This window comes from Pilimelia anulata, from assembly GCF_014647895.1.
Taxonomy (GTDB): Bacteria; Actinomycetota; Actinomycetes; order Mycobacteriales; family Micromonosporaceae; genus Pilimelia; species Pilimelia anulata.
Window position 1 is genome coordinate 87,873 of sequence record NZ_BMQB01000004.1, and the last position, 15,584, is coordinate 103,456.

General features: G+C 76.0%; 17 protein-coding genes and 2 pseudogenes. 14 read left to right on the forward strand and 5 right to left on the reverse strand.

Annotation, left to right across the window (positions count from 1 at the left end; all coding sequences use genetic code 11):
• Positions 1 to 87: 87 nt before the first annotated feature.
• The 3 genes from pstS to IEY94_RS10555 form a co-directional block, all read right to left on the reverse strand.
• Positions 88 to 1,146, reverse strand: a complete 1,059-nt coding sequence (gene pstS / locus IEY94_RS10545) for a phosphate ABC transporter substrate-binding protein PstS (RefSeq protein WP_189169942.1) — start codon at positions 1,144 to 1,146, stop codon at positions 88 to 90.
• Between the two features lie 675 nt (positions 1,147 to 1,821).
• Positions 1,822 to 2,907 carry a mycothiol synthase gene (gene mshD, locus IEY94_RS10550; protein WP_229783516.1) on the reverse strand — a complete coding sequence of 362 codons (1,086 nt, stop codon included), beginning with the start codon at positions 2,905 to 2,907 and terminating at the stop codon, positions 1,822 to 1,824.
• Between the two features lie 186 nt (positions 2,908 to 3,093).
• On the reverse strand, positions 3,094 to 3,804 hold the full coding sequence (locus tag IEY94_RS10555) for a winged helix-turn-helix transcriptional regulator (RefSeq protein ID WP_189169943.1): 711 nt from the start codon (positions 3,802 to 3,804) through the stop codon (positions 3,094 to 3,096).
• Positions 3,805 to 4,011: 207 nt separating this feature from the next.
• Between IEY94_RS10555 and IEY94_RS10560 the strand changes: the two genes are divergently transcribed.
• From IEY94_RS10560 to IEY94_RS10580, 5 genes are all read left to right on the forward strand, one after another.
• On the forward strand, positions 4,012 to 5,022 hold the full coding sequence (locus tag IEY94_RS10560; RefSeq protein WP_189169944.1) for a hypothetical protein: 1,011 nt from the start codon (positions 4,012 to 4,014) through the stop codon (positions 5,020 to 5,022).
• A 47-nt stretch (positions 5,023 to 5,069) separates the two neighbouring features.
• Positions 5,070 to 5,843, forward strand: coding sequence for an LmeA family phospholipid-binding protein (locus IEY94_RS10565; protein ID WP_189169945.1), 774 nt, complete (start codon positions 5,070 to 5,072; stop codon positions 5,841 to 5,843).
• Between the two features lie 86 nt (positions 5,844 to 5,929).
• Positions 5,930 to 6,772 (forward strand): sulfurtransferase, encoded by an 843-nt coding sequence (locus IEY94_RS10570; RefSeq protein ID WP_189169946.1) that lies wholly within the window; start codon positions 5,930 to 5,932, stop codon positions 6,770 to 6,772.
• A 2-nt stretch (positions 6,773 to 6,774) separates the two neighbouring features.
• Entirely contained in the window at positions 6,775 to 7,095 is a 321-nt protein-coding gene (locus IEY94_RS10575; RefSeq protein WP_373291268.1) for a DUF1416 domain-containing protein, read from the forward strand.
• A gap of 79 nt (positions 7,096 to 7,174) precedes the next feature.
• Positions 7,175 to 7,999, forward strand: coding sequence for a hypothetical protein (locus IEY94_RS10580; protein ID WP_189169948.1), 825 nt, complete (start codon positions 7,175 to 7,177; stop codon positions 7,997 to 7,999).
• 8 nt (positions 8,000 to 8,007) lie between these two features.
• On the opposite strand, the gene IEY94_RS10585 is transcribed toward IEY94_RS10580, so the two are convergent.
• A complete protein-coding gene (locus IEY94_RS10585; protein ID WP_189169949.1) occupies positions 8,008 to 8,376 on the reverse strand; it encodes a DsrE family protein in 369 nt (122 codons plus the stop codon).
• Positions 8,377 to 8,402: 26 nt separating this feature from the next.
• Between IEY94_RS10585 and mtfM the strand changes: the two genes are divergently transcribed.
• Positions 8,403 to 8,504, forward strand: a complete 102-nt coding sequence (gene mtfM / locus IEY94_RS23975; protein WP_268244833.1) for a small membrane protein MtfM — start codon at positions 8,403 to 8,405, stop codon at positions 8,502 to 8,504.
• A gap of 42 nt (positions 8,505 to 8,546) precedes the next feature.
• Positions 8,547 to 9,140 carry a heme-binding beta-barrel domain-containing protein gene (locus tag IEY94_RS10590; protein WP_189169950.1) on the forward strand — a complete coding sequence of 198 codons (594 nt, stop codon included), beginning with the start codon at positions 8,547 to 8,549 and terminating at the stop codon, positions 9,138 to 9,140.
• A gap of 39 nt (positions 9,141 to 9,179) precedes the next feature.
• On the opposite strand, the pseudogene IEY94_RS10595 reads toward IEY94_RS10590, so the two are convergent.
• A pseudogene (locus IEY94_RS10595) lies at positions 9,180 to 10,026 on the reverse strand (aminotransferase class IV); the annotation flags it as partial.
• 109 nt (positions 10,027 to 10,135) lie between these two features.
• Here IEY94_RS10595 and ygfZ point away from each other — a divergent pair.
• From ygfZ to IEY94_RS10630, 7 genes and pseudogenes are all read left to right on the forward strand, one after another.
• Positions 10,136 to 11,233 carry a CAF17-like 4Fe-4S cluster assembly/insertion protein YgfZ gene (ygfZ, locus tag IEY94_RS10600; protein ID WP_189169951.1) on the forward strand — a complete coding sequence of 366 codons (1,098 nt, stop codon included), beginning with the start codon at positions 10,136 to 10,138 and terminating at the stop codon, positions 11,231 to 11,233.
• A gap of 384 nt (positions 11,234 to 11,617) precedes the next feature.
• Positions 11,618 to 12,232 (forward strand): DUF4360 domain-containing protein, encoded by a 615-nt coding sequence (locus IEY94_RS10605; protein WP_189169952.1) that lies wholly within the window; start codon positions 11,618 to 11,620, stop codon positions 12,230 to 12,232.
• A gap of 87 nt (positions 12,233 to 12,319) precedes the next feature.
• Positions 12,320 to 13,279 (forward strand): asparaginase, encoded by a 960-nt coding sequence (locus IEY94_RS10610; RefSeq protein WP_189169953.1) that lies wholly within the window; start codon positions 12,320 to 12,322, stop codon positions 13,277 to 13,279.
• Positions 13,280 to 13,342: 63 nt separating this feature from the next.
• Positions 13,343 to 13,684, forward strand: a pseudogene (locus tag IEY94_RS10615) (helix-turn-helix domain-containing protein); the annotation flags it as partial.
• A gap of 20 nt (positions 13,685 to 13,704) precedes the next feature.
• Positions 13,705 to 14,211, forward strand: coding sequence for a hypothetical protein (locus IEY94_RS10620; protein ID WP_189170278.1), 507 nt, complete (start codon positions 13,705 to 13,707; stop codon positions 14,209 to 14,211).
• Positions 14,212 to 14,299: 88 nt separating this feature from the next.
• Entirely contained in the window at positions 14,300 to 14,665 is a 366-nt protein-coding gene (locus IEY94_RS10625) for a DUF2516 family protein (RefSeq protein ID WP_189169955.1), read from the forward strand.
• On the forward strand, positions 14,662 to 15,549 hold the full coding sequence (locus IEY94_RS10630; protein WP_189169956.1) for an alpha/beta fold hydrolase: 888 nt from the start codon (positions 14,662 to 14,664) through the stop codon (positions 15,547 to 15,549). Before IEY94_RS10625 ends, IEY94_RS10630 begins: the two co-directional genes overlap by 4 nt.
• Positions 15,550 to 15,584: the final 35 nt, after the last annotated feature.

Sequence of the window (15,584 nt, forward strand, 5' to 3'; positions counted from 1 at the left end):
GTCAACTCCATCAGCGTGGTCGCTGGCTGTGGGATGCGGGCAGCCGCCGGGCGGACCGGGTCCCCCCGGCGGCTGCCGGTCGTCGGATCAGATCTTGTCGAGCTGGGCGAGCGCCTTGGTCTTCAGCGCGTCGGGCAGGACCGCGAAGTTGACCTCGGCGGCGATGTCCCGGCCGTCGTTGAGCAGGTACGTGATGAAGCCCTTGATGGCCTTGGCCTTGGCGGCGTCGTCGTACTTGGTCTTGACCAGCAGGAATGTCGGCGCGGTGATCGGGTACGCGCCCGCGCCGGCGGCGTTGAGCGGGCTGTAGCTGACGTCCGCGGCGACCTCGGCGCCGGCCAGCGCGGCGGTGGCCCCCTCCAGCGTCGGGGCGACGAACTCGCCGTTCTTGTTCTTCACCGCGGCGAAGGTCAGGCCGGTGGCCTTGGCGTCGCTCAGGTCCACGTAGCCGATCGCGCCGTTGCCCTGCTTGATGAGCTGGGCGACGCCGCTGTTCTTGGCGCCCGCCTGGGTGTCGGCCGGCCAGGCGACGGTGTCGCCGCTGCCGAGCTTCCACAGCGGCGAGGCCGCGGCCAGGTACTTGGTGAAGTTGCTGGTGGTGCCCGAGCCGTCCGACCGGTGCACGACCGTGATCGGGGTGGCCGGCAGGGTCACGCCGGCGTTGTCCGCGGCGATCGCCGGGTCGTTCCAGACCTTGACCTGGCGGGAGAAGACCTTCGCCAGCGTGTCCGGGCTGAGCTTGAGGTCGCTGACCCCGGTCAGGTTGTACGAGATGGTGATCGGCGCGGCCACCGTCGGGACGTACAGGAACTCGCCCGTCTTCGGGCCCTGCCCGTCCTTGACCAGGCTGTCGGTGCCGGCGAAGTCGGTGAGGCCCTTGCCGAACTCCTCCTTGCCCGTACCGGAGCCGACCGGGTTGTACGTGACGGTCAGCTTCGGCGCCGCGTCCTTGAACTTGGCGATGACCTCCTGGTAGTACGCGTCCGGGAAGCTGGCCCCCGACGCCTTCAGCTCGCCGGAGAGGTCGCCGAGGCCGCCGGCCGCCGGGTCGCTCGTTCCCTTGTCACCGTTGGAACAACCCGTCAGGGCCAGTGCGGCCAGCGCGAGACCGGCCAGACCGGCGCGGTAGCGCGTGTTGCGGTTCACCTCAATGTGCCTCTCTGTCAGGGAGATGAACCAGCTAGCCACTGGCCCATCGAGTGCGAACGTAGGGGCAGCAGGTGACCGGGGAAGTCGACCGAGTTGAACGCCCGGTGAACAGGCAAAACCGTATGCGTGGCGTGCCCGGAAGGGTCACATGTCCGTTACGTGAATCGATTCCCGACATCAATGTCAACAGGTATATCGGTCAAAGCGGCGGACAGTGCGGACCGGCGAACCCGGCCGGTCGTAATCGGTTACGGCACGCATAGACGGAAACGAGATCCCGCCCCGTTCGGTAATCGGCGCGCGCCGATGCACACAGCGAGTGGGGCGGTCCGCGTCCGGACCGCCCCACTCGCTGGTAAGCACATGTGTCGTTGGTCAGCGCGCGATGGCTACCTCCGTCGTCGTGGGGCCGCCGGGACCTGGCGGCGCAAGGTGGAATAGTCGGCGCCCCGCCCGCGGGAGCGGGGGGAGCGGCTGACCCGTCTGCGCTATACGCTAGGCAAACGCCGGCAAATCGGACAGCTAGCATTCGGCCACAAGCCCGCGTCGCGGAGCCAGGGGCGCGCGCCGGACGGCGGTCGATGTACGCCGGTCGACGTAACCCGACCGTGGCGGATCCGTGACGGAACGTGGTTCACTCCGGCGGCGTACGCGCGCCGCCGCCGGCCCTCCTCAGTGGCGGTACTGCACGTCGGTGGTGTGCCGGACGAAGCCCAGCCGGGTGTACAGCCGGACCGCGGCGGCGTTCGCCTCGTCCACATAGAGCAGGACGGTGTCCAGCCCGCGCCCGCGCAGGTGGTGCAGCCCGGCCAGGGTGAGCGCGCGGCCGAGCCCGCGACCGTTCGCGGCCGGGTCGACGCCGAGCACGTACACCTCGCCCAGCGCCGCCGTGCCGCCCGCCGCGGGGTGCATCTTCGTCCAGTGGAAGCCGACCAGCGCGCCGTCGTCCACGCGCTCGGCCAGCAGGAAGCCGGCCGGGTCGAACCACGGCTCGGCCCGCCGCTGGGCCAGGTCGTCGGCCGTCCACGCGCCCTGCTCGGGGTGGCTGGCGAAGGCGCGGGCGTTGAGCGCCAGCCAGGCGGCGTCGTCGGCGTCGGGCACGTACGCCCGCAGCCGGACGCCGGCGGGCAGCTCCGGGGCCGCGGCGTCGTCGGTGAGCCGGCGGCGGAGCTGCCACAGCTCGCGGGCGCGGGCGAAGCCGAGGCGCAGGGCGAGCGCGCTCGCCGCCGGGTGGTCCCCGTGCGCCCACACGGCCAGCCCGCTACCGACCGTGCCGTCCCGCCGCACACCGCCCGCGCCATCGGCGCCGCCCGATCCGCCGGTGTCCGCCGCGGACACCGGGCCGCTCGGGGCGGCATCCGATCCGGCGGTGCCCGGTGCGGCGTCGGCGGTGCCCGGTGGGGTGGCGGTGGCGTCCGCCGCGGCTACCGGCGCGGGGCTCCCCGCCGCGCCCGGTGCCGATGCGGCGGCGAGGGCCGCCGTGGCCAGGGCGCGGCCGATGCCGCGGCGGCGCCACAGCGGGTGCACGACCCACTCGGCGCCGGTCGCCCCGAGGTGCGCGTACCCGACCACCTCGCCGGACTCCGTCCAGCGCGCGACCAGGTGGGTGCCGGCGCCGCCGTGCCGCAGCGCGAGCAGGGTGTGCTCGCTGAGCGCCGCGGCGCCGTCGGTGGTGTCGGCGAGGGCGGCGAGCGCGGCCACGGCGGCGATCAGCGTCGGGGTGGGGGCGGGTGCGGGCAGCACGGCGAAGGGCGTCACCGCCCCACCGTAGCCACCGCCGCGCCCGCCCGCCGCCGCCCCGACCACCGCGGCACCGCCGGCTCCCCGACCCACCCGCACCGACCGCACATCGCGACCACCGACGGGAGCCCCGACCCCGACCACCGACGGCCCCGACGCCGACCACCGACGGGAGCGCGGCGAGAGTGCGGCCGGCGGTGCCGGTCAGGTGCGGGCCGGCTCGGCGTCCGGGACCGCGCGCGGCGGCGGCACGACGAACTTGTACCCCACCTGCCGCACCGTCCCGATCATCGCCTCGTGCTCCGGCCCGAGCTTGGCCCGCAGCCGCCGGACGTGCACGTCCACCGTTCGGGTGCCGCCGAAGTAGTCGTACCCCCACACCTCGCGCAGCAACTGGTCCCGGCTGAACACCCGCCCCGGGTGCTGGGCGAGGAAGCGCAGCAGCTCGAACTCCTTGTACGTCAGGTCCAGCGGCCGCCCGCGCAGCCGCGCCGCGTACGTCTGGGGGTCGATCGTCAGGTCCCCGGCCCGCACCGGCCCGCCGGCCGCGCCCCCGTCGGGGTCCTCGGCGCGCAGCCGGCCGACGGCGAGCCGCAGCCGGGCCTCGACCTCGGCCGGGCCGGCGCCGGTGAGCAGGACGTCGTCGATGCCCCAGTCGGCCCGGACGACCGCCAGCCCGGCGTCGTCGACGACGGCGAGCAGGGGTACGGACAGGCCGGTGTGCCGCAGCATCCGGCAGGTCGCGCGGGCCTCGGCGAGGTCGGCCCGGGCGTCCACGAGGAGGGCGTCGGCCTCCGGCGCGGCGACCAGCTCGCGCACGTCCCGGTCGGCGGTGCGGACGACGTGGCCGAGCAGGTCGAGCGCCGGCAGCACGGCGGCGGCATCGACCGTGGCCGTCAGCACCAGCAGGCGCACCGTTCCCACCTCCGTCCCCCGCGCGGGCGGTGCGCTGCGCACCGGCGCCGTCACCGGCCGCGCCGCGGGCCCCGGCCGGGCGGCGGTCCGGCCCCCGGCGGACCGGCCGGCGGACCGGCCGCCGCGGCGGGGCGGAAGCTCAGACCCCCGAGAATAGCGGCCGCGCCGCGCACCGGGCTCGACCGCGCGTCTGGCACCATCGACTGCGTGACCCCCTCCAGAACTGACGCCGGCTCCGACCCGTGGGCCGATGACGACCCCGCGCTGACCGGCGCTCGCGCCCCGGCGGGGGCCGCGCGGGAGGTGGCGGAGGACCCGCGGGTCACGGCCGAGGCGGCCCGGGTCGAGGCGGCCCGGGAGGCCAAGTCGGCCGAGCCCGTACCGGTCTCGCCGGTGCTCTCGGTCGCCGTGGCCGCGTTCGCCGCGCTGCTCGCGGTGGGCCTCACGCTGGGCGCGCAGGGGATCGGGCTGGGGTCGGGGCGGCTGCCGTACGTCGCGGTGATCCTCGGGGTGCAGTTGCTGTTCATCCTCGCCTCGACGATGGCGATGCGCCCGCCCGCGCTGCCGGCCGTGTTCGGCGTGTCACTGCTCGTGGCGCTCGGCGCCGACCTGGGCGCGGTGCTGCCGGACGAGGCGTCCCTGGCGCCGCTCGGCCTGGTTGCGGCGGCGGGCTTCGGGCTGGCCGTACTGGCGCAGCTGCTGCGCCGCGCGGACCGCGAGCGGGTCACCGAGTCCCTCGGCGCCACCCTCATGATCATGATTGGCGTGGTGGCGTTCGCCACACTGGTGGTACTGACCCGGACGCCCGCCGGTACCCAGACGATCACGCTCTGCGTGACCGCCGCCGGGGTCGGCCTGGTCGTCGCCCGGCTCACCGACCCGATCTCCGCGACGCCGCGGCTGGCCCCGCAGGTGCCGCGGGGCGCGCTGGGCGTCGTCATCGGCGCGATGACCGGTACGGCGGCCGGTGCCCTGCTCGGCAGCTACCTGATCAGCCCGTTCAGCCCGACCAACGGTGCCGTCCTCGGGCTGCTGTGCGCCTGCGCGGCGGTGCTCACCGACCTCGGCGCCAACTACGCCGAGGCCGGGCGGCAGATGGCGGGGGACCCGCCGACCTTCTGGATCGCCCGGCACATGCAGGGCCCGATCGCCGGGTTCGCGCTCGCCGCGCCGGTCGCATATGTGGGGAACGCCCTATTCCTCTTGCCGACCGGCTGACTTAGGATACTCACACCCGTCTATTAAATATTCATTAATTGGTGAACATGGCTCACTCACACGCGCCCGACGCGCCGCGCCCCAAGCGGCGCCGGGTCGTCAAGACCCTCCTCATCCTGCTGATCGTTCTCGGCTCGCTGGTCGGCCTGGACAAGTTCGCCGCGATGGTCGGCGAGGAGCAGATCGGCAAGACCATCCACGACCGGCTGATCACCCGGCAGGTCACGGCCAGCGACCCCACGGTCCGGGTCCGCGGCTTCCCGTTCCTCTGGCAAGTGCTCACCGGCGAGTACCGGCAGGTGGACGTCACCCTGACCGACGTCCGCGCCGAGGGCGTCCGGCGGAGCGCGTCGGCGGTCCGGCTGCCCCGGCTGGCCGTCAGCTTCCGCGACGTGCGGGCCCGGCTGGACCAGATCCTCGACGGCGGCGACATGGTCGCCAAGACGATGACCGGGACCGCCCTGATCGACTACCCGACCGTCGCCACGCTGGCCAACCAGCCCGGCCTGGAGCTGTCCGGCGTCGACGGCAAGCTGCGCGCCCGGCTGCCGGTCTCGCTGTTCGGCCGCGACTTCACCGTCGTCGGCATCGGCCGGCTGGAGCCGGACGAGGACACGATCGGCATCCGGTTCGAGCAGGTCACCGTCGAGGGCGACCGGGTCGACGCGAGCGTCCGGGACGCCGTCCGCGACTTCGGCTCGAAGATGTCGATCGACCTCCAGCTCCCCGACCTGCCCTTCCCGCTCACGATCGAGCGGGTCGAGCCGGGCCCGGACGGGCTGACGATCACCGGGACGACGACGGACGTATCGCTGCGCTGACCCGCGAATCGCCCCGAACCTGGATAATCGGCCCTGTGGCCGGGTCATCGGCCCGGACGGGTCACACCTCCAGCGAAGGGTTGCGCATGAGCCGGGACACCGCCCTCGTCTCCGCCGACTGGGCCGAGGAGCACCTGGGCGCCGACGGCGTCGTCTTCGTCGAGGTCGACGAGGACACCACGGTGTACGACAAGGCCCACCTGCCGGGCGCCGTGCGGCTGGACTGGCGCACGGACCTGCAGGACCCCGTGCGCCGGGACTTCGTGAACCGGGAGCAGTTCGCGGCGCTGCTCTCGGCCCGCGGCATCGCCACCGACGACACGGTGGTGCTGTACGGGGGGAACAACAACTGGTTCGCGGCCTACGCGTACTGGTACTTCACCGTGTACGGCCACGCCGACGTCCGGCTCCTCGACGGCGGCCGCAAGCGCTGGGAGCTGGACGGGCGGCCGATGGACGACCTCCCGGTCAGCCGGCCGGCCACCGCGTACGCCGCGGGGGAGCCGGACCGCACCCTGCGCGCCTTCCGGGACGACGTGCTCGGGGCGCTCGGCTCCTGCAACCTGGTCGACGTACGCTCGCCGGACGAGTACGCCGGCCGGCTGCTCGCCCCGGCCCACCTGCCCCAGGAGCAGTCGCAGCGGCCGGGCCACATCCCGACCGCGGTGAGCGTGCCGTGGTCCCGGGCGGCGAACGAGGACGGCACGTTCAGGGACGACGACGAGCTGCGCGCGTTGTACGCCGACCTGGACCCGGACCGGCCCACGATCGCCTACTGCCGGATCGGGGAGCGATCGGCTCACACCTGGTTTGTGCTCAGAGAACTGCTGGGAATGTCGAACGTACGGAACTACGACGGCTCCTGGACGGAGTACGGCTCGCTCGTCGGCGTGCCGGTGGCACTGGGGGACCGACCCGGGGAGGCATGATCATGGTGGTGTCGGCGGTGAGCGGGTGTGCCGCTCCGTTGCAGGAGGCACCCCTGCCCGCGGGAGTGGATGTGACCAGGGACACGGTGATCAGCGGCATCGTGCGCGCGGGCGGGGCGCCCGTCGGCGGCGCGTACGTCCGGCTGCTGGACCATACCGGCGAGTTCGCCGCCGAGGTCGTCACCTCGGCGGCCGGCGAGTACCGGTTCTTCGCCGCGCCCGGCGACTGGACGCTGCGCGTGCTGTCCCGGTCCGGCAACGCCCGGGCGCGGCTGACCGCGGTACCCGGCATCAACCCCACCGACATCACCGTCGCCGCCTGACCCGCGCGCCCCGGCAGCCCCCGGCGCGGCCCGCCCGCGGGCCGGCGGGGCGCCCGGGCCGCGGCACTACGATGGCGCGGTGACCGAGGGATCCGCCGCGCCGCCGCCGACCGTCCCCCGGCCGTGGCGGCGGGTGCTGGTCGCCGCCGCCGTCGCCTGGGGCCTGCTGCTGGCCCTCCTCGGGTACCGGTCCGCCGCCGACGGCCCGGCCACCGTCCGCGAGCAGCGCCCGGTCGCCGCCGCCGCCCCGACCGTCGACCGCGCCACCGTCGAGGTCGCCCGCGCCGCCGCGGCGGCCGGTGCCCCGTTTGTCCTGGACCCGGCCCGGCTCCGGAGCTGCGACCTCACCCCGCTGCGCCCCGGCGCCGCGCTCGACCGCGAGCTGACCGTCGTCGCCCCCGGCGGGGACGCCGCCGCCCTGCTCGCCGCCCTGCGCCGGGCCCTCCCCGCCGGGTACGGGGCCAGCCTCGGCCGGTCCGCGGACGGCCCGCGGCTGGCCGCCGACGCCGGCGACTTCGTCGCGCTGACGGCCGCGGCGTCCGGGCCGGCGATCGCGGTCCTGATCTCCACCGGCTGCCGCCCGGCCTCGCCCGGCTGGACCCCGGCCCCACCGGCCGACGGGTCGGCCGACGCCGCGATCCCCGGCCTGGCCGGCTGGCTGGCCGGCGGCGACCCGGTCCGGGTCCTGGTCCGGCTGCCGGACGGGCGCGCGGCCAGCTCGGTCACCGTCGAGGGCGCGCCGCTGCCGTCCGGCGACGGGCTCGCCGCCCGGCTCGGCCGCCCGCTGCCGGGCACGCCGCAGCGGTGGGTGCGCGGGGCGGGCGGCGCGGCGCTGCTGTGGGAGCGCAGCGGCGACCGCCTGCGGGTCACCCACAGCGGCTACGAACCACCCGCCGCGAGCTGACCGCGGCCTCAGTAGACGAGCGGGCGGGCGCCGTCGGCCAGGCACTCCTCGACGAACGCCGCCGCGCCCGCGATCCGGACGCCCGGCAGCAGGTCCGCCCCCGTCAGCTCCCGGCGGGCCGCGCACTGCGTGCACACCGTCACCGTGCCGGCGGTGAGGACCGCGGCGAGCAGGTCGTCCAGCGGCGCCGAGTGCGGCAGCGCGAACTCCGCCGCCCGCCCCGGCACCGCGAGCCACGCCGACTCGCCGGTCAGCCACAGCGAGACGGGCACGCCCGCCGCCGCGGCGGTCGCCGCGACGGTGAACGCCTGCGCGCACCGCTCGGGCGCGTCGGTACCGGCGGTGGCTTTGACGACGAGCGAGGGGTTGTCGGCCATGCCGACAGCTTAGGATGGTGGCCATCATGGTGACCGAGGTCGGGTTCGTCAGCCTGCTCGTCGCGGCGTTCGGGGCGCTCGCCGGCGGCCTGGCGTACCTCGCGGTCCGGCTGATCCGCGGCCGCTAGCCGGCCGCCCCGCCGCGCGCGGATGGCGCGTATCCTCGCCGGGTGACGAGCGAGAACCCGATGCAGCCGCCCCCCTGGCTGAACGCGCCGCCGGTGGAGCCGTACCCGTACGAGGAAACCTACGACCTGCGCACCGGGCCGGACCTGCACCCGGCGCTGCTCGGCCTCCTGCCGTACGTCGGGCTGTGGCGCGGCCGCGGCCGCGGCGGCTACCCCGGCATCGAGGACTTCGACTACGCCCAGGAGATCAGGATCACCCACGACGGGCGGCCGTTCCTGTCGTACGAGTCCCGGTCGTGGATCCTCAACGACGTGTCCGAGCCGGTCCGGCCGGCGTTCCGCGAGGTCGGCTGGTGGCGGCCGGTGCTGGTCGACGGCAAGGGCACCGACGAGGTCGAGGCCCTGCTCACCTCGCCGACCGGGGTGATGGAGCTGTACCTCGGCAAGCTCGACGGCGTGAAGCTGGAGCTGGCCACCGACGTGGTGATCCGGACGGTGACCGCGAAGGAGGTCACGGCCGGGCACCGCCTGTTCGGGATCGTCGAGGGGGCGCTGCTGTACGCGCAGGAGATGGCGGCCGAGGGGCGCGGCCTGAACCCGCACCTCTCCGCCCGCCTCATCCGCGCCGGCGGCTGACGACTCCCCCGCGGCCGACCGACCCCGGGCCGGCGGCCGTCCGGCCGGGGCGTCAGGCGGTCGGGAAGCCGGCCAGGTCGAGGAGGGCGGCGGTCAGCGGGGAGGTCGGCAGGTCCGCGTCGTCGAGCCGCCGGACCGGTGCCACCCCGCGGACCGAGGACACCAGCCACACCCCGTCCACCCCGCGCAGCTCCGCCGGCGTGATCATCCGCTCGACCGGGCGCAGGTCGAGCTTGTGGGAGTGGTCGAGCAGGTAGCGGGCCGTGCAGCCGGGCAGGATGCCCGTCGTCGTCGCCGGTACGGTGCCCAGCTCGTCGCCCGCCGACCACAGCAGCGACGACGTCGGCGCCTCCAGCGCCCAGCCGTCGGTGGCGACCCACAGCAGCTCGTCGGCCCCCTGCGCCGCGGCCCAGCGCAGGGCGGCCATGTTCATCGCGTACGACAGGGTCTTGGCGCCGCCGAGCAGCCACGGCGCGGCCGTGCGCGCGTCGGCGGCGACGCCGAGCGACGCGGTGATCGCGGTCACCCCGCCGGACCGGGCGGCGCGCGACGCCGGCGGGACCGGGCCGAGCAGGGCCAGGACGGTGACCGCCGGGCCGCCCTCGGGGCCGCGGGTGCAGATCAGCCGCAGCGCGCCCTCGCGGTCGGCCGGCCACTGCTCGCACGCCTGCGCGGCCAGCGTGGTCAGCGCGGCGGCGGGCGGGAGGTCGAGGTCGAGCCGGGCGGCGGAGCGGGCCATCCGGTCGAGGTGCTGGCGCAGCAGCCAGGGCTGGCCGCCGCGCACGTGCATCGTCTCGAAGACCCCGTCGCCGCGCAGGACGCCGATGTCGTCCGCCCGCACGACCGGCGTGTCCGCCGGTACGACGCCCCGCCCGAGTACGGCCACGACCCGCTGCTGCTCGCCCACCCCCCGAGCCTACGCCGCCCGCCCCGCCGCCGCGGCGGCCCGGCCGGGCGGTGCGGCCTAGGATGGAGGCCGGCCGCAGGGAGGGCATGTGATCGCGCAGCAGGGGGCGGTGGCCGCCGAGGCCATCGATCCGCAGACCGTCGACCAGCCGAGCGCCGCGCACCGCGCCGCCGGCGTCGCCTCCGTCGCCGCGCACTACGGCGACCCGCTGCGCGAGCAGCGCACCCTGGAACGGGCCGCCGGCCTGGTGGACCGGTCGCACCGCGGGGTGCTGGCCGTCCCCGGCGCGGACCGGCTGAGCTGGCTGCACAGCCTCACCACCCAGCACCTGACGGCGCTGGCCGAGCCGGCCGGCACCGAGCTGCTGGTCCTGTCGCCGAACGGGCACATCGAGCAGCACGCCCTGGTCGCCGCCGTCGGCGGCACGGTCTGGCTGGACACCGAGCCCGGCGCCGCGGCCGACCTGCTCGGGTTCCTGGACCGGATGCGGTTCCTCACCCGGGTCGAGCCGCGCGACGCCACCGCCGAGTGGGCGGTGCTGTCGCTGGTCGGCCCGGACGCCGCCGCGGCGCTGGGCGTCCCGCTGCCGGGGGCGGCGGCCGTCGCGCCGGTGCCGGGGCCGAAGTTCCCAGCCGGTACGGTCGCGGCCGCGCCGACCAGCGCCTACCCGGTGGTGCCGCTGCCCGCGGGCGGGTTCGCCCGGGCCGGGCGGCTCGGCATCGACCTGGTGGTGCCCCGGCCCGCGGTCCCGGACGTGGTCGCGGGGCTGGGCGTCCCGCTGTGCGGGGTGTGGGCATACGAGGCGGTGCGGGTCGCCGCCCGGATCCCGCGGGTCGGCGTGGACACCGACCACCGCAGCATCGCCGCCGAGGTGGACCTGATCGGCCCGGCCGTGCACCTGGACAAGGGGTGCTACCGCGGCCAGGAGACCGTGGCCCGGGTGCACAACCTCGGCCGGCCGCCGCGCCGGCTGGTCCTGCTGCACCTGGACGGCGTGGCCACCGACCTGGCGCCGGCCGCCGGTACCCCGGTGCTGACCGCCGAGGGGCGGGCGGTCGGCTTCGTCGGCACGGCCGTCCGGCACCACGAGCTGGGGCCGGTCGCGCTCGCGGTGGTCAAGCGGAGCATCGCCGACGACGCGGCCCTGCGGGTCGGGGAGTCGACCGCCGCCATCGACCCGGCCTGACCGCCGGGCGACCCCGCCCCGCCCCGCCCCGCCCCGCCCCGCTGCCCCGCGGCCGCCGGGCGCCGAGCGCCGCGTGGCACAGGTGGCGCTCGGGCGGCCGGGGCGCCACGGCGGGGCGCGTTCATCCGCGCGCCGATCGGTCCGAAGTGGAGTCGGGACCGGGCGGGTCGGCGGCGGCGCGGCGCACCGGACTGGCCGGACAGTCCGGCCCGATCGGACGTCCGGCCAGTTCGACGTCGTGCGGGTTGGTTTGACGTATCGACGGCGATACCTTCTATCCACGCTTCGGGGGGCGCGGCGCGGCCGCCGTTCCCGATCCGTCCGGTGGTGCGCGCCAGCCATCCGCAACGATGTTTGGGGGAGCCGATGACCAGGGCAACGCGAATGACATTCGGAATCGCCCTCGGCGCCGGCCTGCTGGCGACCGCGGGCACGGCAGTCGCCGGTACCGCCGGGGCCGACCCGGCGATCACCGTGAAGGGCCTGATCGGCCACAGCGGCGCCTGCGCCTCGGCCAAGCCGAAGCTGGTCGGCGTGCAGGAGAACAACGTGGTGGCGATCGCCATGCCGCCGATGGCCGTCCGGGTGGGCCAGGTGGACAGCGGCGAGCCGGTGGCCAGCGGCAGCGCCACGTGCAGCCTGAACTTCCGGGTGGTGGCGCCCGCGGGGTACACCGCCGAGCTGAAGCAGGCCCGGTTCGTCGGCGCCGCGACGCTGGCCGAGGGGGCGACCGCCAGCAGCGAGGTCAACTACCTGCTGCCCGGCTTCGCCGGCAAGTACGTGACCACGACCAAGCCGTTCACCGGGCCGAGCGCCGACCCGTGGACGTACACCGACGAGCTGCCCGCCGCGTCCGGCAAGGCGCAGGGGCAGTCGGTGTCGCTGGACGTCGTCCTGGCCGCCAAGGCCGGGCCGAACAGCGCGGCCGGCTCGATCCAGTGGACCACCGAGGCGGACGGTGCCACGATGCACCTGGCGTTCGCGCTCAAGGCCCGGTAAGGACGGCGGACCCGGGCGCGCGGCCGGCGCCCGGCTCACGTACCGTTCGGGCCGTCTCGTCGTGATCAACTGGGTACGGTCGGGGGCATGGGCAAAGCGTATGAGGGCGGCGCGCCGCTGGTGGAGGTCGTGCGGTCCGGCTTCGCCGAGGGGCAGCACCGCGGCTCGGTCGTCGTGCTGGACGCCGACGGCGCGCCGGTCGCCGCGGCCGGTGACGTGACCGGGGCGATCTTCCCGCGCTCGTCCAGCAAGCCGCTGCAGGCGATCGGCATGCTCCGCTCCGGCCTGCGCCTGGCCGACCCGGCCGACCTCGCGCTCGTCGCCGCGAGCCACTGGGGCGAGGACTTCCACATCGCCCGGGTGCGCGCGCTGCTGCGCAGCGCCGGCCTGGACGAGACCGCGCTGCGCTGCCCGCCGGCCCTGCCGCACAGCGAGGCCGCCCGGGCCGCCCTGTACGCGGCGGGCGGCGGCCGGGCCCGGATCTTCATGGACTGCTCCGGCAAGCACGCCGGGATGCTGCTCACCTGCCGGGAGAACGGCTGGCCGCTGGAGGAGTACTTCGACCGCGAGCACCCGCTGCAGGAGCGGCTGGCGCTGGCGATCGAGGAGTTCACCGGCGAGCCGGCGGTGGCCACCGGCGTGGACGGCTGCGGGGCGCCGGTGCTGGCCGCCTCGCTGACCGGGCTGGCCCGGGCGTACCTGCGGATCGTGCACGGCGACGTCGGCTCGGTCGAGCGCCGGGTGGCCGACGCGATGCGGGCGCACCCCGAGCTGGTCGCGGGCACCGGCGCGCCGGACACCGCGTTCATGGCCGGCGTACCGGGGCTGCTGTGCAAGGTCGGCGCCGAGGCGGTGTGGGTGGCCGCGCTGCCCGGCGTGGGCGCGGTCGCCCTCAAGATCGATGACGGCGGGGTTCGGGCCCGGCCGCCGGTGCTGGTGTCCGCGCTGCGCCGGCTGGGCGTGCGCGGGGACGTGCTGGACCGGTCCGCCGAGGTGCCGCTGACCGGCGGCGCGGCCGTCGTGGGCAGCCTGCGTGCCCTTTGGTGACGCCGCTAACTTTTGCAAGCATTCTGCTTGCAGTTGCTAGCGGCGGCGGGCTAGCGTCGGTGCGTGACCGAGGGCAGCCGCGACGTCGGCGAGTTCATCCGGGACCTGCGCCGCAGCGCCCGGATCTCGCTCCGGCAGCTCGCCGAGCAGGCGGGCGTCAGCAACCCGTACCTCAGCCAGATCGAGCGGGGGCTGCGCAAGCCGAGCGCCGAGGTGCTCCAGCAGCTCGCGACCGCGCTGCGGGTGTCGACGCCGCTGATGTACCTGCGGGCCGGCCTGCTCGACGGCGCGCACAGCCCCGGGGTGCTGGCGGCGATCGCCGGCGACCCCGACCTGACCACCGCGCAGAAGCAGTCCCTGACCCAGATCTACGAGACCTTCAAGCGGGAGAACCAACGCCACGCACCGAGCCCGGAGGAGCCGTCATGAGCCACGAGTCGAAGAACCGCATCCCGAATCCGCTGTACGCCGCCGCGGGCGCCGGCGACCTGGCGTTCCAGCAGTTGCGCAAGCACCTGCCGGCCGCGGTCGACCAACTGCGCGGACGCGCCACCACCCTGCGCGAACGGGCAACCGCCGGCGAGTTCGACAAGCTGCGGTCCGACGCGCGCAGCGCGCTGTACCAGGCGACCGAGAAGGCCGGCGAGATCTACCGCGACCTGGTCGTGCGGGGCGAGCGGGTGGTCGGGCACGCGACCGAGCCGGCGGAGCCGGCCAGGGGCGTGGCGACCGTACCGGCCGCGACCCGGCCGGCCGGCAAGCCCGCCGCGCGCAAGCCGCGCAAGACGGTCCCCCCGCCGGCCGCCGCCGACACCGGCGGCGCGGGCGCCCGCAAGCCGGGCCTCACCGCGCACAAGGCCGCCCCGGCGCCCGAGCCGCGCGACGGGTCCGGCCCGGAGCCGCACCGGGACGGGCCGGACAACCGGTCCTGACCGGGGCGGCTGGGGCGGGCCCGGCCACCCGGCCCGGCCAGCGGGGGTGTGGCAGGCGCACCCCCGCCACCCGGCATAAGCTGACCGCATGGCCCTCACCGCGCCGCTCTTCTATCTGACGGTCGTCGCCGCGCTCGACCTGGTCGTCGGGCTGATCGCCTCCGGCCTCACCGTCGTATCGTTCGGGCACTGCCTCACCCAGCGCGCCGACGCGTTCACCGCCATCGGGACGCTGCCCAAGCCGGGCTGGCTGGCCCTGCTCGGGCTGACCGGGCTGCTCAGCCTGTTCCAGACGCTGTTCGCGTTCGTCGACCTGGTCAACGGCGGCGGGGGCGGCGGCGGGCTGCCGTTCGGCCTGCTCGCCCAGCTCATCGGCGCGGCGGCGGGCCTGGTGTACCTGCTGGACGTCCGCGCGGGGCTGCGCGGCCTGACCGACGGCCGGGGCATGTGGTGAGGGATTTCCGCTGGCCGCCGCCTCCCGAGGGCGGCCCGCGGATCTCCGGCCCGGGCCCGAGCGCCCCGCGCAGCGGCCGGCCCACCCTGCCCCCGACGCCCACCGCGCTCGTCCCGACGCCGCACGGCGTCGAGCTGGAGCACCTGAGCACCGGCTCCGGCGAGCCGGTCACGATCTTCGCCCACGGCCTCGGCAACGGCATCGCCGAGACCCGGCCGCTGGGCAGCGGGGTGGCCGGGCGGCGCGAGTTCTTCCACTTCCGCGGGCACGGCCGCTCGGCGGCCCCCGCCGGCCCCTGGGGGTACGCCGACCTGGCCCGCGACCTGCGCGCGGTGGCCGACCTGACCGGCGCGGACCGGGCCGTCGGGGTCAGCCTGGGTGCTGGCGCGCTGGCCCGGCTGCTGGTCGAGAGCCCCGAGCGGTTCAGCCACGCGGTGTTCTTCCTGCCGGCCGTCCTGGACCGGCCGCGCGGGCCGGTCGCCCGGCTCCGGCTGACCGAGCTGCTCGCCGCGATCGAGGACGGCGACCCGGCCCGGATCGCCGACGCGGTCGCCCGGGACATCCCGCCCACCGTGCGGCACACGCCGGCCGGCTGGGCGTACCTGCGGCAGCGGGTCGAGCAGCTCAGCACCGAGGGCCTGGCGCCGGCGCTGGCGGGGCTGCCGGAGGCGGTCGCCGTACCGGACCGGGCCGACCTGCGCCGGGTCACCGCCCGCTGCCTGGTGCTCGGCGCGCGCGGCGACGAACTGCACCCCGCGGCGGTCGCGGAGGAGCTGGCGGCCGCCCTCCCGGACGCCACCCTGCACGTGTACGACCGCCCGGGCGTGCTGTGGACGGCCCGCGCGGACCTGCGCACCCGCATCTCCGGCTTCCTCAACGCCTGACGCGCCGACCGCGCGCGGGTGGGTGCATCCGTGGT